This is a genomic window from uncultured Ellagibacter sp. (assembly GCF_934636505.1).
Classification (GTDB): domain Bacteria; phylum Actinomycetota; class Coriobacteriia; order Coriobacteriales; family Eggerthellaceae; genus Ellagibacter.
The window spans coordinates 1-19666 of record NZ_CAKUAL010000038.1 but is presented as its reverse complement, the minus strand read 5'-3'; the positions used below and the strand labels follow the sequence as shown (position 1 = coordinate 19666).

The window sequence follows — 19666 nt, the reverse complement described above, 5'->3', positions numbered from 1 at the left end:
ACCGTGGTCGTGTCGACGATCTTCGCAAACTGGTAGATCGACGATTTGTCGCGATAGGACACGAGCTTGAAGCGCTCGGAGGTGCGCCACTCGTTGAAGTGGTCCATGAGCAGTTCGTACTGGTCGCGCATCATGATGATGTCCATGTCGTCGTCCCACGGGATGAAGCCTCCGTGGCGCACGGCACCGAGAAGCGTGCCGTAGCCTAAGAAGTACTCCACGCCATGCGCGGCGCACACGCGGTCGATCTCGTCCATGATGTCGAGCTCGATCGCCTTCATGTCGTCGACGGAGAGGCGTTCCATGTTAGTCCTCACCTGCGCCTTTGCGCGCAGTGGCACCTGCGACCGTGCTTGCGGGGGCGCCCACGTTCGCGTCCGCAGGCTTGCTCGCGGCCTCGCCCGCTTCCGCATCCGTGTTCTCGATAGCGTCCAGCTCGGCAAGCGCCTCGGCCTGCGCGAGCGCCGCAACCTTGTTGCGCAGCTGCGAGAGCTCGACGGTGGTGAAGAACTCGCGCACGAGCAGGATGGCGATGATGGCGAGGAAGACGCAGTTCGACGGCGATTCGATGCCGAAGATGTTCGAGAAGAAGAACGCGATGTGCGGGAACACCGCCAAAAGCAGGATGACGAGCGCGAAGATGAACCAGAACGTGCTGTCGGCGATCTTCAGCTCGGAATGGCGGATCTTGCGCAGGACGTAGATGAAGACGAGCAGCGCACAGACGATGAGCGTGATTCTGAATAAGAGGGTCATTTACTTTCTCCTCCTGAACCATTGCACGATGAGAATGGACAGGCTGATGCGCAGCATGTAGGACACCGATTTCGTGAAGTTGAGGTAGCTCTCGCCGGCGGTGCGCTCGCGCATCTCCACCTGCATCTCCTCCACCTTGTAGCCATGGCGCATAAGGAGCGAGATGGTGTCAGGCTCGGGGCCGAAGTCGAGCTCGTTGGCGAACAGCGGGATCATCTTCGAGTCGAACAGGCGCATGCCCGAGGTGGGATCCTGGATGCGCTTGCGCGTGGTCACGAAAATCATCGCCGTGATGAGCGCCGAGCCCGCCATGCGCGCGGAAAAGGGCTTCTTGCAGTCGGCGAAGCGCGATCCCACAACCACATTCGCGCCGGTCTCCTCCGCAACCTCGACCATGTCGTCGATGTAGGCTGCGGAATGCTGACCGTCGGCGTCGAACTGAATGGCGTAATCGTAGCCGTGCGCGTACGCGTACTTCATGCCGGTCTGGAACGCCCCGGCAAGACCGAGGTTCACCGGCAGCGAGATCAAATGATAACCCCGCTCGCGGCAGATGGCAGCGGTGCCGTCCTTCGAGCCGTCGTTCACGATGACGTAATCGATGTCGGGCGCGTTCTTCCGCAGATCCTCGATCGTCGATACGATATTCTCCTCTTCGTTATACGCAGGTATAACGGCGAGCACTCGTTTGTTCATAACCTTCCAACCTGATACCGTGCAGCCCCTCGAGCGAGCGCGGTGAGCTGCGTGAAATTTGACACACGATTCGTTATTTTACCTCTTTTCGATATCGTTCACGGACTCAACCTATAATAAGGACGAACGAAGAGAGAACCTTCAGGAGGAAATCGTGGCGACCACCGCTGAAAATCGCACGGAGCGAAGCTTGCGCGTCTGCCTGTTCTCGGCGCTTTACCGGCCGAGCATGGGGGGCGTGGAAACCTACACCGAGAGCCTTGCGCGCGCATTATACGAGATGGGAGCCGAGGTAACGGTCGCGACTTGCAATACGCACGGCCTCGCCGCGCGCGAGCGCGAAGACGGCGTGAACGTCGTCCGCTTCCCGTGCAAGCCGCTTTTGGGAGGTCGGTTTCCCCTTGTGAAGAATGACGAGGAAGCGAAGCGGTTGTGGAAGCATCTTGAAGACGAGCACTTCGATTACGTGATCGCGAACACGCGCTTCTACACGCTGACCGAGCGTGCGCTCGACTTCGCGGCGCGCACCGGCGTGGTGCCGCTGCTCATCGAGCACGGGTCGGCGCATCTTACGATGGGTAGCGCCCTTGTCGACCCTGTGGTGCAGGCGGTCGAGCATGCGCTCACGAAGCGCGATCTGCGCTACCCGTTCGTCGCGTACGCCGTGTCGAGGAAGGCGAGCGCATGGCTCGGGCATTTCGGAATCGAGTCGGCGGGCGAGCTTCCCAACTCGATCGACGCCGATGCGTATGCGGCTCAGGCGAGCGCGCGGGATTTCCGCGCCGAGCTGGGCATTCCCGCAGACGCTCTCATGGTTGCCTTCGCGGGGCGCCTCGTTCCCGAAAAGGGCGTGGTTGAGCTTGCCCAGGCCACAGCGGCGATCGCCGAGCACCCGGATGCGGGCGGGCGGGCCGTGCATCTTGTCATCGCAGGCGCAGGCCCCAAGCAGGGCGACATCGAGCGAATCGGATGCGGAAGCGTCCATCTGGTAGGACGGCTGGAAAGGCAGGACTTGGCGGCGCTCATGTCGCAGGCCGACGCGATGGCGCTGCCCTCCCGGTCGGAAGGATTCGCCACAACCCTGCTCGAGGCCGCGGCGTGCACCACCCCCGCGATCGTCACCCCCGTCGGCGGCACCGACGAGCTCGTAAGCGACGAGCGCTTCGGCACCATCATTCCCGATGCGCGCACCGAGACGGTCGAGGCCGCGCTGTGCGAGGCGGCGCGCAACCCGCAGCGGCTCGCTGAGCAGGGGGCGAACGTCGCGAGGCGCGTGCGGGCGGAATACAGCTGGAGGCGCACTGCCGAGCGGGCGCTCGCCGCATGCCGCAAGGCGAACGAGAAGTAAGGTTCCTAGTCGTCGATCGCGGTGATGCGGTACAGGCGCATGTCGTCGCGCGCGAGCACCACCTCGAACCCGGGCGTGGAGTCGCGCACGTAATCGATGCCGCACCACAGGCTGTTGTCATCGTAGGTGAAGAAGAAGTTGCTGTCGGGATCGGAGGGGTTGTACCATCTTCCCTGGTCAAGCAAAAGCAGGTACTCAGCCCCGACGTTTTCGACGGCTTCTTTCACCCGATCGTCATAGGAGATGCTATCGAGGCGGCTACGGATGAGCGCGCTGTCCGCGGTCTCGCTGCTCACGCCATAGGTGCGCAGGTAGCGGTAGTACGTGCGCATGCCGTCGACCACGTAGCAGAAGCAGCTGCCATCGTTGGGGTTGTTGATGACGACGGCGCCTTCGGGAAGCACCCGCTCGACCTCGGCGACGAACTCCTTTTCCGCGGTCGTGTAGATGTAGTCCACGTTGTTCTGCCACGAAAGCCGCTGCCAAACCAGCGTCATCGCCCCGCGGCCCATGTTGGGAACCTCGCTCGACGGGTCGATGTCGCTGCGCGGGTCATCGAGGAAAAACGTTCCCCACACCAGCACAAACGCGCAGAGAGCGCATGCGATGGAAGTCGCCCACACAGGCGCCTTGTCACGCGAACGGGAAAGAAGCCGCGCGATCGCGCGCGCAACGAGCGCTATGCCCATCGCCGCGAGGGGGATACCGAAGATGGCCGCCATCGCCGCCACGCGGTAGTAGTCGGTGTACCAAAAGCCGGTCAGCAGATGCTGCAGGCGGCCGGAGGTCGACACGTCGACGATGAACATCCCGCAGGCAAGAACATACGAGGCAGAAAGCCACAGCCAACGGCGCTCTTTGAACGTCCAGAACATGCCCACGAACACGAACACCATGAGCACGAGCTGCACGCCGTCGTCCATGAACCCGAGCATGAGCGTATGGAGCACCGCCTCGAGCGGGTACTGCGCGGCACCCCACGAGTGTTCCACCACCGCGCTCAGGAAGGGCAGATGGTATACCACCCACCAGATGACGCAGATAAGAACGGCCGCGACCGCCGCGAACAGGATGCGCAGCCGCCATTTCGCCGCACCTTCGCGACGGAGAAGGTCGGCCGCGATCGCCGCTCGGTAGATGCAGAAGGGAATGAGCCACACGGCCACGACGAACACGGCGTTCGGCTGCGCGAGCGCCAACGCGATGACGCCGACGACGAACAGCGCCCCCGCGCAGATGCGCTCACGGCGCGAGATGCCCGTGCGCAGGATCGCCACGAAGAGCGCCGCCACGAGCGGCAGCAGGCAGTAGGCGGACGTGTTCGGGAACAGCGGGCCCCAGGCGAGCAGCATCCAGGGGAAGGCCGAGAACATGGGCGCGCAGGCGGCGCCCCAGCACACGATGTCGCGACGCTCCTGGAAAACGATGCGCATGAACGCGAACATGCTCGCAGGGAGAGCCAACGCCACGAACACGAAGTTCGCGGCATTTTCCGAAAGCGGAATGGGGACGTCGAGCAGGCTCACCATGAAGGCCGCGACGTTGTACCAGGCCGTCGGGTAGAAGCCGCCGCCGGGAAGCGGGTTGATCGCCGCGTCGGCCGCGCCCGCATAGAGCGACGTGCTGAAAGGCGACCAGTTCCCCGTCTCGACGAAGCAGCGAATCGAGCCTAAATGGCTCACGTTGTCGTATTCCTGCATGTAGTTCGAGGGGTCGCCCAGAAACGTGGTGAACATGCCCGCCGACACGACGACGCCCGCCAAAAGGTAGAGCGCGAGCGCGCACAGGTCGAAGCGGCATGCCTCGCGGCTGCGCTCACCGAAGCGACGGCGAGGCAGATCGTGTGCGCGCACACGACCGACGATGCAGATGATAAGACCCACCGCGAGCTGGGGGAAGAAGATTGTCGCCCAGTTGGTGTTGATGCCCAGGGCGGCGTACGCCAAACAAAGGGCGATCGTCGCCGGAATGCCCAGAAGCGGCGCAAAGGCAACAGCCGACGCCACGTGCATGCGAAGGCCCGCAAGCACGAGCGCCCCCGGAACGAACAAGAACACAGCCCCCGCAAACGCAGCGGCGAAGAACAAACCCCACATACCTTACCTTCCTAAGCATCGCACAACGCGATGAGAAATCATGAATTCAAGCCAACGAGGGCGCCGCATCGGACGCCCTCGTCTTCAAACCGCTCTATTGTATCAGGAACTGCTGCTAAAGAAGTCCCGCCATGTAGAGTGGCAGCTTCACAATGTCACCATCAACGGCAAGCTGACGCGGGTGGAGGATGTACCTTTCCCCCACACGCTTTCCAAACTTCAATTTGAACTTGTCGAGCGATTTCGTCGTGTATCGCTTGCCCGATTTCACTTCAACAGGACTTACACGAGGCTTCATCGCCGCATCGGGATACGGCTTTACGAGAAGAAAATCAACTTCCATTCTGTCTTCGGCGGTCGGCGCCCATTTCGAATAGAAGTACAAATCGTGCCCTGACGCGACGAACTGCTGCGCGACTGCGTTTTCCGCAAGCATCCCCTCGTTCACATCTGCATCGCCAAGGAGGACATGGCGATAGACCTCAGGCATCGAGTCACCCGTCGAAGAAAAAGCCATCGTAGCAAGAAGCCCCACGTCACCCATATAGCACTTGATCGCTGATTCGCTTTTGCTCAAGGCGAGGGCGACCGACGGGTCAGTGCAAGCATGGCACAGATTCACCGTAGCCGCTTCGTCAAACCATGCAAAGGCGAACGCGTAGTCACGCGCGCGACCCCCCTCTTCAACCTGCGAGAATACCAGCCTTTTCTCATGTTTGGAGAGCTGACCAGGAATCGCATCGAAGATGGCCTTGAGACGTCCCACCCCACTTTCCCCATATTTATCGATATCTTCCCGATAGAGCTTGAGCACAAGACGTTTCGCCCGATCGGCGGCATCCATGTTTCGTTTATCCGCATAGACGGCAACAGCCTGGGGCATCCCACCAACCAACATGTACTCATTCCAAAAGCGCATCGCTTTTCGATGCAAATCGTCGGGCAGAGGCCTTCGCTCATTAAACGACGCTCGAATAATCTGGGCTAAACCATCTTCCCCCATAGCCCAAAGAAACTCCTCGAAATCCATCGGGTGCAACTTCATCGATTCTTCTTCAGAGGGGATGAGAATGTCCTTGACATTCGATTTGATCGAAATCAACGATCCAGTTTCCACGTAATCGTATCGCCCGTCAGCAACAAGGTGTTTGATGAACTCTCTTGCAGGAGGAAAAAGCTGAACTTCGTCGAAAATCACGAGGGTGTCGCGAGGAACCAAGTTGACGCTAAATAGAGCGGAAAGGTAAAGGAAGAAACCGTCAAGATCGGTCCTTGTATCGAGAAAGAGCTGCTTGAACTCCTTTGAAACCTTTGAGAAATCGATAAGGGCATATGATGCGTATTCTCGCTTTGCGAACTCCTCAACAAGCGTCGATTTCCCAACGCGTCGAGCACCCTCGACAAGCATCGCCGTCGACCCGCAACTTTCCTCTTTCCATAAGAGGAGCTTCTCGTATGCCTTTCGCTTATACATTGGCATCTCCTAGATTGCCGTTTTCTATGGTTTCAGATTACCACAATATGCACGTTTCTAAGTTTTCAAGATACTACGATTTGCACGTTTCTATGATTTGACAACAGAAGGGCCCGCTTTATGAAGCGGGCCCTTGCACTCAGAAGCATTACCAGGAACTACCAGTACCAGGAATTCGGCAGGGCGCTTGTGGCCACGATCACGCCGTCCTTGTAGTACTCGCGCTGCGCGGCGGCGGAGTGCGAACCCGTCCACCAGGAAGAGACGTCGATGTAGTCGTACCAGTCGGGCTGGATGCCCCAGATGTCGCAATTGAGCGTGCGGTCGTAGTTGTCGACGACGATCTTCACAGGGAAATCCCAGTCGTTGCGGAAGCGGAAGTCGGAAGAGCCCCAGTTCACCATCGCATCTTGCCCGATGGGCACATATGTGGAAGGCGTCGTGTGGTTCTGGCGCTCCACGATGGTGAGGCCGGCGCGCACCACCGCGCCGTAGAGTGTGGTGGACGCCTGGCAGATGCCGCCACCGTAACCAGAGCCGCCGACGACGCCGGCGATGAGGTAGCCCTCGGCCGCGCCGCACGGCCCGCACGTGTCGAAGAACGACACCGTCTCGCCCGGCCACACGACCATGCCGTCGAAGTTGGAAAGCGCACGCGACATGTTGTACCACCCGTTGAACGTGTTGGTGGAAACGGTCGAGAAATGTGCGAGAAGATCCGAGAAGTCATCGGGGACGTAGGTCGTGGGAGTCAGCACGAAGCGCTGTGCGATGGAATTGTTGCGCGTGTAGACCTGCACATTCGTACCGCTTTCTGCAATCCCATCGGCAATGTCGAGCGCGAGGCCGTTGCCCTTGCACACGAAGCTAAACGACCGGTCGCCCGCATACTTCGGGTACCACTTCTGCGCGTCGTTGCCGAACGGCGTGCATTGCCACACGTTCGTGCCAGGGGTGCGCCCGCCGTTGGCCACATCGAGCACCTTGCGCGAGAAGGGGAACGCGATCGTGTAGGAGCCGTCGGCGTTCGCCGAAATCTTCACCACCTGTGCGTTCGAGCCGTTCTCGGTATGCAACTGCACGTTCGCGCCGCTTACACGGGAGGCATCTTGCACGTCGAGCTTCACCGAAGGGTTGGTGTATGCGCCGATAGTGTAGAAGCCCTCGATGATGATCGGGGTATTCTTCAGGATGAACGATGATGCGTCCGCACTTGAGCCAAGCACAACGTTCTTCCCCGAAAGGGAGAGCGCGAACTCGCCGCTCTTCGAGGTGATGCGGTACGCGCCGTTTCCGAGCGGCACGAGCTTCCACAGCTGGGAATCGGCCCCGTCGGCGGTCTGCTGGCAGACGTTAGCGCCCGCAGCGGCGCTTCCGCCCTCGATGGCGAGCACCTTGCCCGAACACAGCGACTCGATCGTGCAGTAGCCGTCGTCGCGGGTCGTCACGTGCCACTTCTGCGCATAGCCGCCATTGTCCGTGTGAACCTGCACGTTGGCTCCCGATTCGGTCGATGCGTCGAACACATCGAGGTCGGTACCCTTGTCGTTCGAAAGCGCAAGCTCGTAGGTGCCGTCGGCGTACGTGCGCTCGCACGGGCTGAAGACGAACGATTGGGCGATGGCCCCGTTCGGAGTCCACGTGCGCACGTCCGTGCCAGCGGCGCAGATTCCGTCGGCGATATCGAGCGCGAGCACATTGCCCTTCGAGATAAGCGAGAAGGAGCCGTTGCCGTTGTCGACGAGGCGCCACTTCTGCATGCTGTTGCCAAACGGCGTGCATTGCCACACGTTCGTGCCAGGAGTGAGCCCGCCATTGGAAACGTCGAGCACGAGCCCCGAGCCCATCGAGGTGATCGTGTAGTAGCCCTCGGAGTCGGGCTCGATGTACCACTTTTGGGCCTGCGAGTGGTTGCTAGACCACAGGCGAACGTCGGCGCCGGAGACAAGCGATGCATCTGCCACGTCGAGCGCATAGGATGTGTCGCCCGCGGCGCAGATCTCGTAGACGCCCGCGGGAAGCAGAGCTTCGGGGGCGGGGTCGGAAACGGGCGTGAGCGCGAAACGCTGCGCGGGAGCACCATTGACCGTGTAGGTCTGGATGTTCGTACCTGCAATTGCAAGCCCATCGGCGATGTCGAGTGCGAGGCCCGAAAGCTTGGAGACGAGCGTCACCGAGCCGTCCGCCGCGCGCGCGATCTTCCACTTCTGGGCATCGTTGCCGAAAGGCGTGCACTGCCACACGTTTGTGCCGGGAGTGCGCCCGCCGTTGGCAACGTCAAGCACCTTGCCAGTCGCAACCGAGGTGATCGTGTAGTAGCCCTCGCCCACCGCTTCGATGCGCCACCGCTGGAAGAGCGTTCCGTTCGCGGAGGCGAGCTCGACGTTCGCACCCGAGTAGAACTGCGAGCCAGCCGTGGAGAGCACTGCCTTCGAGTTCACGGCAGCAGAAATCACGTACACGCCCTCGAAGGATTCTTCACCTGCGGTTTCCCCTTCACCTGCAGCTCCACCCTCGCCTGCGGCGGCAGGTTGCGCGGCGGCGGGCGCAGCGGCTTCAGCCGCAGCAGAAGAAACGCCGACGGCGGCATCAGGCTGCGCAGGTGTTGCGACCTGGGACGTTCCCGCGTCCGTTCCCGTGCTGCCCTCGGCAGAGGAACCCTCGACCGCGGCATCCGCCGAAGGCGCTCCGGCAACCGACCCATCGGCGTTCGCGCCAGCCGTCTCTTGCGCGAGCGCACCCGCGGGCACGCACCAGACCGAAAGCGACGCTGCGAGCAGCACCGAGAGCAACCGCTTCGGTCCCTTCATAGTATGCCCCTGCATCCTCTCCCCTTTCTCATTAACGGAGATCCGAGCGCAAAACGCGCCCGGATCCGCCTACATTCCCGATTCGAAACGCGCCATGAAGGCGTCGAAATCGTCCATCATCAGATTGAGCATCTCCCAATCAGCCGGCGCGAACATGTCGCGGTCGAGCGTGCCCTCCTCGCGGGCCCGCAAGTATTCCTCGCGCATGCGCTCAGCGAACGCACGGCGCGACTCGTCGGTCAGGCGATTGAAGTTCCACCGGTACGTCCCAAGCTTCAACAGGTTGACAATCGCACCGAACGCGCGCTGCTTTTCGGGGTCCTTCGCCAGAAACTCGCGCGAGAGCTCGTACTCGTCGCACACGGCGAACACCTTCGCCGACGACTTCACCGACGAGTTCGCGTTATCGACGCGGTAGTGCAGATACCCCTTCGGAAGGATAGCCGCGCGACGCGCGCTCGCCCACACCTGGAACACGAACGAGGTGTCCTGATACGATGCGCCGGGAGTCCCGTTGAAGCGAATGCTCTCGCGCTCGATCATCTCGCGGCGGTAGAGCGCCGACCAGATGATGGGCAGCACGGTGAGCGCGCGCTGATCGACCCGAGGATCGAAGACGGTCTTGTACGCAAACCCGGCGAACGGTTCCTGGAAGACGTCGCCCGCATCACTGTGCTCGTAATAGTTCGCTTTCACCAGGTCGAGGTCGTGCTTCTTCGCGAACTTGTACATGTCCTTGAACATGCGGGGGTCGGCGAAGTCGTCGGATTCCACGATGCCCACGTACTCACCGCGGGCCTCTGAGAAGCCGCGGTTCATCGTCTTGCCGTACCCTTCGTTCTCCTTCGAGATGAGGCGCACGCGGGAATCGCGGGCGGCGTACTCGGCGGCGATGTCTGCCGACGAGTCGGTGGAGCCGTCGTTCACGACGATGATCTCGATGTCCTTCAACTTCTGCGCAAGCAGGCTGTCGAGGCATTCGCGCAGATACTTCTCGACGTTGTACACGGGAACGACGATCGAGACCTTGGGCGTGTCGGAGGTTTTGTTGCTGAACATGGTTTCCTTTCCAAACTATCCGCGGCGTGCCGCGTGGAGAACGCGCTTTGCGAGGTTCGCAGCCGCACGGGCGGGCGCAGTGACCGCACGCCCCGTTCGGTAACTTATCGAGTGGTAGAACTCCTCGATGTCGGAGTTGAGCTGGTTGATGTGCTGAGCCTGACCTCCTACCGCAAGCAGGTTTTCCTCGTTCTTCATGATAACGCCATTCAAGACAAGCGTGTCGCGGTATCCGGTGTACGCGTCGTAGGTTTCCCCGAGCAGCGCTCTGCAAACGACGCACTCGGCGTCGGTGAGCTGCGACCCGGCAAGGGCGCGTGCTATAGCCTCGCCCCCGCGCTCGCGGGCATCCTCGAAACAGTAGCGGCGAGCAATCGGGTTGCGGATAAGATCGACCATGAGGATCAGATGGCGCGCCGCGGCGGCATCGAGTCCGCACGCGGCCTCGTCATCGCCCGTGAAATTCGCCCGCGCCTCCTCGAAGCCGGAGAACACGTCGTCGAGCATGGCGCGCGCGCCGACAAGCCCGGTCGACGCGAAAGGCAGGCAGCGCAGCGTGGCAAGGGGACGCTTGGTCACGACGATCTTGGTCGCCTGCGAGAAGGCCGCGCATTGAAGGCCCAGCCACGTAGAGCACTTCGCCTTTTCCGCGCATTGCAGCAAGAATTCCCTGTTGAATGCCTTGTTTGCCGACGCGATGCTCGAAAACGAGAACAGCTGCGAGGAGAAATCGGAAGCGGGATGCGCCCCTTCGGGCACGATTGCCTCGGTGGTGCTGGGCTCGTAGAAGTCGAACAGGTCGCGCACGCCGAGCATGCCGGCAGAATCGGTGAACACCGCAATGTCATAAGGCTCGCGCTCGCCGACGACCGTGCGCCCCTCGCGTTCCCCTGCAAGCTGAAGCAGCTGGTCGAAGGCTTGCGGATCGTAGACGACGTTCGCGTAGGAGCGAACGAGGTAGGTGCCCCGCGCGCTCGCGAGCGCAGAAGCGACATCGCGGGAGGGAAGAACGCGCGCGCGGCAATCGTTCTCCGTGAAGTCGGCAATGAGCTGGGCATAGCGGCTGTTCGCATCGGCGGGCGGGAAGAACAATACCTCGAAAGACTGCTCGTCCTGGAACTCGATCGCATCGAGCGCGGCTTTGGCGTCGTCGGCCTCGTCAGCGCATTCTATAAGGATGCTTATCGATGGAGCATCGGTTTCCACCTGGGGCGACACGAGGTAGGCCAAACGCCCGCGCACGCCGTCATCGAGCCCAAGCGAGTCGAGCGGGCGGCCTTCCAGCACCTCGTCGAGGAACGCCGAGAAAAGCTCGGCGAAGCGGACGCGGTCGTTGTAGTAGGTCATCTTCGCCGACGTGAACAGGAACGACACGGCCCACGAGACGCCCTCGCGCCCGAACTCCACCAACGTCCCGCGCTCCTTCCATGTGGTGAGCGCGTATTTCACCACGTCAAAGTGGAGGAAGAGCTGCTTGGCGCCATCTGAGCAGGTCGCGCCCACCGCCGAATCGCGACGCACACGGTAGAAGTAGAGCATCTCCTTGCTGAAGGCGACCGTTTTCGCAAGCGGGAAGGTGATGAACTGGAAGGCGTGATCTTCCCCAAGCGAGAGGTCGGGGTTGAGAAGAAGCCCGTTGCCGCGCAAAAAGTCGGTGCGGTACATCTTGTTGCACATGAGGGGGATGCTTCCGCGCTCGTAGAGCAGGGCATCGACCCCGGAATGATATACGTTGTCGCGCCACGCGAAGGAATCATCCGCCCACGGGAGCGTGGGGAACGTCTTGCCGCCGAAGACGACGATGTCGGCTCCTTCCCGCTCGGCGGTGGCGACGAGGACCTCGCAGGTTCTTTGCGCGATGTAGTCGTCGGAGTCGACGAACAGGATGTACTCGCCGCGCGCAAGCCCGACGCCCACGTTGCGCGTCTCAGCAACGCCGCAGTTCTCGCGATGGAGCGCGCGGATGCGAGCGTCTTTCGCAGCGTAGGCGTCGAGAAGCTCCGGCGAGCCGTCGGTCGAACCGTCGTCCAGGCAGAGAATCTCGATATCGGAAAGCGTCTGCTCGATCAGGCTATCCAGGCATTGCGCGAGGTAGCTTTCGACGTTGTAGACGGGGACAATGATAGAAACCTTTGGATTATCCATGTGGTGCCTTCGGTTAGCTTCTCGGATGCAGGCACACGCCCGCAGCGTTTTGCTCTGAATGATACTGTATCGCGACGGCGATGCGGGGCAGCCTTCGAAAGAAGCACACGGCGTCCTAGCGTCCCGACGCGCCCACCTTGCGCTGGATCGCGCGGGGAAGACGGCATATCGCCTGGCCGACGCGCTGCTCTGCCGCGCCCATGACCGCGTCGAACTCGGATACGACCCGATTTAGGTCGGCGCGCACGGCAGCTTCGCGCTCGCGCGCCGCATCGCACTCGGCGAGGGCTTCGTCGCGCGCGGCGCTCACCTCGTCGAGGACAGCAAGCGCATCTTCCCGCGCCGCATCGAGCGAGCGCGCACGGCCGAACAGGTACGCGGTTGGGTCGCATTCTACGATCTCACGCATGCGGGCGTGGTATATCGGGTCGAGGAAGTCGCGTTCTCCCAGGTCGGCAAGACCCAAGTCGGAGAAACCGCGGTCGGCCAGATAACGGTACACCTCGCAAAAGGCGGGATAAGACGCGAGCGTGTTTAAGTTGTACAGGATGCTCGACATCGCCCAAGTGGCGTAGCTGCGCGAGAGCGCGTCGAGGCGCCCCGTTTCTTCCAAATAGTTGCGAAAGAAATGAATGGCGCGCACGAAATCGAACGCATGGCGGTCCTTCGTGGCCATGGCGGAATCGGCGCGCATCACGCGATAGCTGATGAGCCGCTCGCCCACCGTCGCGATGCGCTCAGCGTCCACAAGCGCGGGGTACACGAACGCGATGTCCTCCGAACGCTGGATGTCTTCCGCGAAGCGATAACCCCCCTCGCGCACGAACGAGGCGAGGAACAGCTTGTTCCAGGCCCACGTCTGAAAGCTCATGAGGAAGTCGTCGGGACTGCGTTTCCACGAGAACGCCTGGCCGTCGAAGTCGAACGGGGCGAAATGGAGGATGCCGAGCGGCGGATGCTGCCGGCGTTTGCGCTGGTTGTTGTAAAACCAGAGGTCCCACACCACGATCTGCGCATCGGTGCGGCGCGCCGCATCGAGCGCCAGCTCGAAGCAGCGCGGCGCCAAGAAGTCGTCGGCGTCCAAGAACATGAGATAGCTTCCCCGCGCCAAGGGGATCGCGCGGTTGCGAGCGCGCGCGCAGCCCGCATTCTCCTGCTCGACAACGCGCATCTTACCAGCAAGGCATCGCTCGTACTCGCGCAGAACCGAGACCGAATCATCGGTCGACCCATCGTCGACGCAGATAATCTCCCACGACGATTCCGTCTGAGCGATGACGCTGTCGAGACATTCGGGTAAATAGGCCGCGCAATTGTACACGGGGATGATAACCGAAACCGCGGGAGCGCCCCCCGTCGAGATCTCCGACATACTTCGTCCTTTCGCAATGCAATAACTGCATAAGGGTACCACGCAATGGGCGCATCTCGGCTGATTCGCGTTATAGATACGACCCTCGATCGCCATTTCGCCATTTCGCCGCGGGAAGAAGATTCGATAGCCTCCTCATGGCAATGCATCTCTCGTTTCGATATCATAGTAAGGATTCGAACGCTACGAAAGGAATGCGACATTGTCTGGGGCAACCGCATCGAGCTCTCCTTCACCCACCGAAGGCCAGAGCAAACCCGCTAAACAACGTATTTGCTATATCGATATTGCCAAGGGATTCGCCATGCTCTGCATCATTGCGGGGCACTTTGGAATCGCAAGCGCAGAGCGCTTCGTGTTCACCTTCCACGTCCCGCTTTTCTTCCTCTTAAGCGGGTATTTCCTCTCCACCAAAGTGAGCTTTCTCCCTTTCATGAAGCAGAAAGCCCGACAGCTGCTCGTGCCCTATTACGTCACAGGTGTCGTTATCCTTGTAGTCGCCACCGTCGTCAATCACTTTGTCTGGCCGGAAATTGATGCCCTGGATAATGCGAAGAGCATGCTGGGTGCCTTATTGTATGGCTCAGGGGCACCCCATAGCGAGCCTTTCGCGATTCGCCAAATCGGCCTGCTGTGGTTTCTCTGGGCTCTCTTCTTCTCGACGGGTTTTACCCGCCTCGCACTCAAAACCAAGTATCCGCTGCTCACCGTATGCCTCATAGCAGCCGCAGGATGGGCGAGCGCAAAAGTGACTTGGCTTCCCTTTTCCATCCAGCCGGGCGCGATGGCCTCATTTTTCATGTACCTTGGATTCCTTGCGCGAAAGCACGGAATCCTTGACAGGAAACCGCCTCTCGCTTTGATTGTCGCCTTGATTCTGCTCTGGATAGCGTCCGTCTACTTTGGGGTTTCTATCAATATCGTCGTCTGCTTCCTCTCTCACGGACTTCTGAGCATCGCCACCTCGATTGCGGCGTCTTATCTCGTCGTCCTCGCCTGCAAGGTCGCTGAGCAGCGGCTTCGCACCGTGTCTCGATTCTTGAATTTCTTTGGGCAAACAACCCTCATCGTCATGTGCTTCCACGCGATTTCTGATTTCTGCTTCCCGAATCTCATGCTTTACAGCTGGCTCGAGCCCTTCGGCTTTCCCCATACCGCCGTGAGCATTCTCATCCTCGTGCTCAACGTATTGTGGCCGCTCCTTGGCGTATTCGTCTCCTTGCGCGTTCCTTTGTTGAAAAAGCTATTCAGCGTCCGCCCGATATCGCCCCTTCCCGAGCGCGAGTCGGCCGCTTAGGGGGCGAGTCGGGACAAACGCCTGTTCGACTATTCCACTCGCGCGGGCGAAGCAAGACGAGACTCCAGGAGAGCTAAGCGCCCAATGCGCGAATGGGATAGCTAGATCCACAGCTGAATTACCGAAAAGGTGAATGATTTGCATACCAAAATACGAATGATTGACTTACCAGAATACGAATCTCGCACCAGCCAACCACGCAATGCGTTGCAACATTCCACGCACACAGATTCTTCAAAAGTTGATGCATTTATGCGTTCGCATAAGTTGTGAGCAGATGCCCTGTAATTTATGCGAACGCGTAAATAGAAGAACAATGTGCTATTATTTATGCGTTCGCGTAAAGGGAGTGATATCGTGATCAATATCGGCAGCACAAAAGAACTCGGGGAGCTCATCATGCATGAAAGAAAAGCCCAGGGGCTCACCCAAACCCAACTAGCAGGATTGAGCGGCGTAGGCATAACATTTCTCTCGAACCTCGAAAACGGGAAGCAGACCGCGGAGCTTGGCAAAACCCTCAACGTTCTTGCAACGCTCGGATTAGACCTTCTCGCAGAAAGAAGAGACGATGAGTAACCTTCGAGTTTCACTTTATCGCGAAGGGACTGTGGTTCGCGTAGGCACAATAGAGAGGAATAATACCGACGGGTCTATTTTCAGGTACCTTAATAAATATGCTGACGATAACGCAGCGATTCCCCTATCTCAATCGCTCCCTCTTTCGACCGATGTTTACAGCGAAGACCAATTCCGCCCCTATTTCGAGGGATTGCTCGCCGAAGGAAATGCACGAGAGGCACTTGCGGCAGAGCTGCACGTTCGGGAAACAGATTACCTCGCAATCCTCGCGCAATGCGGCCGCGACTGCATCGGCGACGTGATCATAGAAGACGACGGCGATTCCAGCCCTCAAATCGCAAGCGCCAAGAACAGCTACGAAGAAGTGAGCAACGAACAGCTATTCCGCTTTTTCCGCTCTATTCCAGATATGTCAAGAGAAAATGTCGGGTCGCGGCTTTCTCTGGCCGGTGCGCAAAGCAAGATAGGGCTGGCGCATATGCCCGACAGCCCCATGTCGCAGGGATGGCTTAAACCGCGAGGACTCGCAGCGAGCACCCATATCCTCAAAACAGGCTCCATCGAAAAGCTTGTCAGCCTCGAATTTCTCTGCATGCGGGCGGCGAAAAAATGCGGCATTAAGGTTCCGGAGGTTACGCTGCTTGACTTCGGTAAGCCCGTACTGGCTGTCGAGCGATTCGATAGGGTGGTAACGATTGACGAAGAGGGACTCCGCGTTGAGCGAATCCATCAAGAGGACTTCGCGCAGGCATTCGGAATGACGTCAGCTTCGAAATATGTCGAGCTCCCGAATGGCTCTATCGCTTCGATAGCGCAATGGATTCGCTCTTATGCCGCAAAGCCAACCGAGGATCTTTCTCAGTTTGCAAAAGCTGTCTGCTTTAACTACCTTATCGGGAACTGCGACGCGCACCTGAAAAACATTTCGATTATGTACCAGGTTGGGAAAAGGGGGCCAATACGTCGCCTATCTCCAGCTTACGACCTGGTCAGTACATCGTTCTTCGATAGATTCAGCAAAGAGTTGGCTATGGCTGTCGGCGGCGCGCGAGACATTAGAGACGTGAAGCCGAGCAGCTTCGATCTCCTTGCGAGCAGCTTAGGCATCACTTCAAGCTACTTGAGGTCAATCGTCGCGCCGATTGTCGATAATGCCGAAGCCGCAATTCGCGAAGCAGGCAGCGAGTCGCTTGGTCCTTCGCGGGAGTTTCTCCCCTATTTGGCAGACGATCTGCAGGAAGACATCGTCCCGCGCCTTCGCGTCCTAGAGGAGTTTTGCAATTTTTAGCGGCGTTCCTTTGCTGAGAAAGCTATTCAGCGTCCGCCCGATATCGCCTCTTCCCGAACGCAAGCCTGCGGGGCGACTCAAGCCTTGCGCCCCGCTTTCCCAGCCTGCACATGTCGACGGCAGAGCATTGAGCCCCGGAAGCCCGACGCCCTGCCGCTTGGCTGTCCCTCGCGCGTCGACGGACTCGCGGCTACGACTCCTTCGGCCCTTTCGTGCCCTTCGACAGCGCCTCGCGAAGTTTGCGGGGCAGGGTGAGCAGCGTCGATCCCACGCGGTAGGAATACGATTGCGCGTACTCCTCCACCTCGCCGCGCGCCGCGTCGCGTTCGCGTTCCATCTCAGCGCAGCGGGCACGTGCCTCCTCGACGCTTCGACGCTCCCGCGCAATCTGCGCCTGAAGGCGATCCTTCTCGGCGATATCGTTCGCCATCCGGTTCAAGAAGAGTTCCTCGGGAATCTCCCCGCACTTCGCGGGCGCGATCGAGGCGATGGCATCAAGCAGAATGCCCTCCGACTCGCCGCTCTTCTTACGCAGCTCGGACACGCGGTTCGTCAGCGCGAACGCGCGCTGGGCATCGAAGGCAAGGACGGATTCCAGAGCTGCAATGATCTCCTCGGTATCCGCGTTCATGGAAAGCAGCGTGTCCGCCTGTCCCAAGTCCTCGTAAAGCGATACAACCTTGGGAAGATACCCCAGGCCAACGCATGGTTTGCAGAACGATCCAAGCAGAAGGGACGCATGGTAGCGCATCGAGAGGCCAGCCGAGCAGCGCGAGAGGAAGTCCACCACCGGCTCTATGCGCTCCCCCGCATCGAAGATGCGGAGCGCCGTCTGAGCGGGGAGAAGCGCCCCAATGCGCTCGGCAAGCGCGCGGTCGCTCGAGTCGAGAATGCACGCCGCGAAGACCACGTCGCGATGGGCCGCCTGCACCCTCGAAAGCGCGGCGGCCACCCGCTCGGCGAAATCATCGGGCGCGTTCTCGTACTCGCGCAGCGAAACCGCCACAACCCTGCGCGACGCGGGGTCGATTCCTTCGGAGGCGAACCATTCGTCGACGAACGAAGTATCGGAAGCGCTTCCCAAAAACGCGCAATCGGCAAGCGATATCACCTGCTCGTTGCGCACCCGGCACGAGCGGATGAGCTCGGCGGTCGCCTCATCGCGCGTGAGGAACAGCGCGCCCAGACGTCCCATGAGGCGCACAAGCGAGCGGCCGTCCGCCACGTCGAGCGGTCCCGCGCCGATGCCGTAGAGCACCGGGCGCGCATCGTTCATGTAGGCAAGCTCCACGTAAGCGGCGATACCAGCGATGTCGGTGTGCGGCATCGACGAGGCAAGCTCCGCCTTCCCGATTGACCAGCGAATTCCCTGGTCGAAGAGGAGACCTGCGATCACGAGGGCCGCCGAGGACGCGGCGAGCACCCGGTCGAGGACGCGCTTGTCCTGAAGCGTGATGGAGTAAATGCCGCGCTCGCGCAGGGTGTGCAGCGGGTTTTCCCCCACCGCAACGATGGAGCAACCGCAGACCAGCTCCCGCAGGCGCCTATCGACCGTTGCCAGGATGTACTCGTCGCCGAAGTTGCCCATGCCCACGTAGCCGAGGACCGAGACAATCGTGCGCGGCGCGGGAAGGCCGGCCATAAGCCCCCGCTCGGCAAGCTGTTCGCGCACGCTCTCGAGGGCGGCAAGCAGCGACCCATCAAGGAAGGGACCTTGCGAATCGACGGGAAGGCGACGGCTCTCGAACGCGACATCGCCCGAATGCTGCTCCGCAACCGCCGCGATGAGCGCCTCGCGCGCCGCGGTAACATCCTTCTCGCAAATGTCCATCCGCTCCGCGCGCCATGGGGAAAGGCCTTCACCCACGCACGCAAGCTTCACCCCATCGGCATGGACGAGCACAAGCGCCTCGTCCGTCAGCAGCGCATCCGCCGGGGACTTCACGTCCCGGGCGTCGGCTGGGGCGTTCGCATTCTGCGAGCCCGCACCCAGGTCCCCGAACACCACGCACGCCGCACTCGAACGCGCGGAGTAGGCGATGTGGGTAAACGTCGGGTCGGACGCGAAGCGCTCGGGCCACCCGGCGCCGAAGCAGCGGACGGCTCCCTTAAAGCGCTCGTCTGCGACCAGCTCATCGAAGAAGGCGACGCGAGCGGATGTCGCATCCTGCAAGCACATAATGCCAGGTCCGAAGGCAACCAGGTTCGCAATCGGCGTCGAGGCGTAGGCGGCATCGACAGCGGGAGCGCACGCCCCCACCACGCCTTCGAACCCGTCGAGCTCCTCCAGACGCAGCGAGCGCCCCGAAATCGTTATCGCGAAGTCGAAAGGCGCGCCGCTCGACTTCGCCACGCTCGCCTCGGCCTCGGATCGCGCAGCGGCAAGCATGCCCACGGCGACGCCGCGCGAAGCGGCAGCGTCGAGCCCGCGCGCACCCATGCCCTCGGCGAGCATCAGGCAATCGGGACGCTGCACCTCGAAAAAGTGGGAAAGCATCGCAGCATCGAAAGTGCCGGCCTCGTCGAAAACCTCGGGCCACATGTTCGGCGTGAAGAGGAACACCGTGTGCCCCTGCTTTTCAAACGCCCTCTTCGCGCAAAACGCGGGGGTTGCAACGCCCGCTCCCATACGGGCGACGAGCGCGATTTTGCAGTAGGTTTTTTCCATATCCGAAGCACCTTCCTTCGGGAAAGGCGCCGCACGACGCGACGCCTCCCATGCACAATCAACGTATCAAGACGA

At 60.7% G+C, this 19666-nt stretch carries 14 protein-coding genes; 4 read left to right on the top strand and 10 right to left on the bottom strand.

All coding sequences use genetic code 11. From position 1 onward, the window contains the following. The 3 genes from Q0G18_RS05835 to Q0G18_RS05825 form a co-directional block, all read right to left on the bottom strand. The coding region (locus Q0G18_RS05835) for a LicD family protein (protein ID WP_297150634.1) at positions 1 to 305 on the bottom strand (305 nt) is incomplete at its 3' end. A 1-nt stretch (position 306) separates the two neighbouring features. Continuing rightward, positions 307 to 756 (bottom strand): DUF2304 domain-containing protein, encoded by a 450-nt coding sequence (locus Q0G18_RS05830; protein WP_297150632.1) that lies wholly within the window; start codon positions 754 to 756, stop codon positions 307 to 309. After that, positions 757 to 1452 carry a glycosyltransferase family 2 protein gene (locus tag Q0G18_RS05825; protein WP_297150630.1) on the bottom strand — a complete coding sequence of 232 codons (696 nt, stop codon included), beginning with the start codon at positions 1450 to 1452 and terminating at the stop codon, positions 757 to 759. Positions 1453 to 1606: 154 nt separating this feature from the next. Here Q0G18_RS05825 and Q0G18_RS05820 point away from each other — a divergent pair, with 154 nt between their 5' ends. Continuing rightward, positions 1607 to 2800, top strand: a complete 1194-nt coding sequence (locus Q0G18_RS05820; RefSeq protein ID WP_297150628.1) for a glycosyltransferase family 4 protein — start codon at positions 1607 to 1609, stop codon at positions 2798 to 2800. A gap of 5 nt (positions 2801 to 2805) precedes the next feature. On the opposite strand, the gene Q0G18_RS05815 is transcribed toward Q0G18_RS05820, so the two are convergent. The 6 genes from Q0G18_RS05815 to Q0G18_RS05790 all read right to left on the bottom strand — a co-directional run bounded on the left by Q0G18_RS05815 (position 2806) and on the right by Q0G18_RS05790 (position 13756). Beyond that, complete coding sequence (locus tag Q0G18_RS05815) at positions 2806 to 4896, bottom strand: DUF6541 family protein (protein ID WP_297150626.1); 2091 nt, start codon at positions 4894 to 4896, stop codon at positions 2806 to 2808. A 115-nt stretch (positions 4897 to 5011) separates the two neighbouring features. Beyond that, entirely contained in the window at positions 5012 to 6370 is a 1359-nt protein-coding gene (locus Q0G18_RS05810; protein WP_297150624.1) for an ATP-binding protein, read from the bottom strand. A 158-nt stretch (positions 6371 to 6528) separates the two neighbouring features. Then, entirely contained in the window at positions 6529 to 9195 is a 2667-nt protein-coding gene (locus Q0G18_RS05805; RefSeq protein ID WP_297150622.1) for an RICIN domain-containing protein, read from the bottom strand. 54 nt (positions 9196 to 9249) lie between these two features. Then, positions 9250 to 10239 (bottom strand): glycosyltransferase, encoded by a 990-nt coding sequence (locus Q0G18_RS05800; RefSeq protein ID WP_297150619.1) that lies wholly within the window; start codon positions 10237 to 10239, stop codon positions 9250 to 9252. Positions 10240 to 10254: 15 nt separating this feature from the next. Next, the gene (locus Q0G18_RS05795; protein ID WP_297150616.1) at positions 10255 to 12384 is read right to left on the bottom strand and encodes a glycosyltransferase family 2 protein; all 2130 of its coding nucleotides are present in this window, start codon (positions 12382 to 12384) and stop codon (positions 10255 to 10257) included. Positions 12385 to 12499: 115 nt separating this feature from the next. After that, a complete protein-coding gene (locus Q0G18_RS05790) occupies positions 12500 to 13756 on the bottom strand; it encodes a glycosyltransferase (RefSeq protein WP_297150613.1) in 1257 nt (418 codons plus the stop codon). A 202-nt stretch (positions 13757 to 13958) separates the two neighbouring features. Between Q0G18_RS05790 and Q0G18_RS05785 the strand changes: the two genes are divergently transcribed. The 3 genes from Q0G18_RS05785 (at position 13959) to Q0G18_RS05775 (ending at position 16923) form a co-directional block, all read left to right on the top strand. After that, positions 13959 to 15053 (top strand): acyltransferase family protein, encoded by a 1095-nt coding sequence (locus tag Q0G18_RS05785; RefSeq protein ID WP_297150610.1) that lies wholly within the window; start codon positions 13959 to 13961, stop codon positions 15051 to 15053. Between the two features lie 357 nt (positions 15054 to 15410). After that, positions 15411 to 15632, top strand: coding sequence for a type II toxin-antitoxin system Y4mF family antitoxin (locus Q0G18_RS05780; RefSeq protein WP_246155866.1), 222 nt, complete (start codon positions 15411 to 15413; stop codon positions 15630 to 15632). Continuing rightward, positions 15625 to 16923, top strand: a complete 1299-nt coding sequence (locus Q0G18_RS05775; protein WP_297150608.1) for a type II toxin-antitoxin system HipA family toxin — start codon at positions 15625 to 15627, stop codon at positions 16921 to 16923. Before Q0G18_RS05780 ends, Q0G18_RS05775 begins: the two co-directional genes overlap by 8 nt. A gap of 190 nt (positions 16924 to 17113) precedes the next feature. On the opposite strand, the gene Q0G18_RS05770 is transcribed toward Q0G18_RS05775, so the two are convergent. Beyond that, complete coding sequence (locus Q0G18_RS05770; protein WP_297150606.1) at positions 17114 to 19591, bottom strand: polysaccharide pyruvyl transferase family protein; 2478 nt, start codon at positions 19589 to 19591, stop codon at positions 17114 to 17116. Positions 19592 to 19666: the final 75 nt, after the last annotated feature.

Coding starts and splice junctions, on each gene's coding strand:
- Q0G18_RS05830 (WP_297150632.1), bottom strand. CDS start 756: ATGACCCTCTTATTCAGAATCACGCTCATCGTCTGTGCGCTGCTCGTC.
- Q0G18_RS05825 (WP_297150630.1), bottom strand. CDS start 1,452: ATGAACAAACGAGTGCTCGCCGTTATACCTGCGTATAACGAAGAGGAG.
- Q0G18_RS05815 (WP_297150626.1), bottom strand. CDS start 4,896: ATGTGGGGTTTGTTCTTCGCCGCTGCGTTTGCGGGGGCTGTGTTCTTG.
- Q0G18_RS05810 (WP_297150624.1), bottom strand. CDS start 6,370: ATGTATAAGCGAAAGGCATACGAGAAGCTCCTCTTATGGAAAGAGGAA.
- Q0G18_RS05805 (WP_297150622.1), bottom strand. CDS start 9,195: ATGCAGGGGCATACTATGAAGGGACCGAAGCGGTTGCTCTCGGTGCTG.
- Q0G18_RS05800 (WP_297150619.1), bottom strand. CDS start 10,239: ATGTTCAGCAACAAAACCTCCGACACGCCCAAGGTCTCGATCGTCGTT.
- Q0G18_RS05795 (WP_297150616.1), bottom strand. CDS start 12,384: ATGGATAATCCAAAGGTTTCTATCATTGTCCCCGTCTACAACGTCGAA.
- Q0G18_RS05790 (WP_297150613.1), bottom strand. CDS start 13,756: ATGTCGGAGATCTCGACGGGGGGCGCTCCCGCGGTTTCGGTTATCATC.
- Q0G18_RS05775 (WP_297150608.1), top strand. CDS start 15,625: ATGAGTAACCTTCGAGTTTCACTTTATCGCGAAGGGACTGTGGTTCGC.
- Q0G18_RS05770 (WP_297150606.1), bottom strand. CDS start 19,591: ATGGAAAAAACCTACTGCAAAATCGCGCTCGTCGCCCGTATGGGAGCG.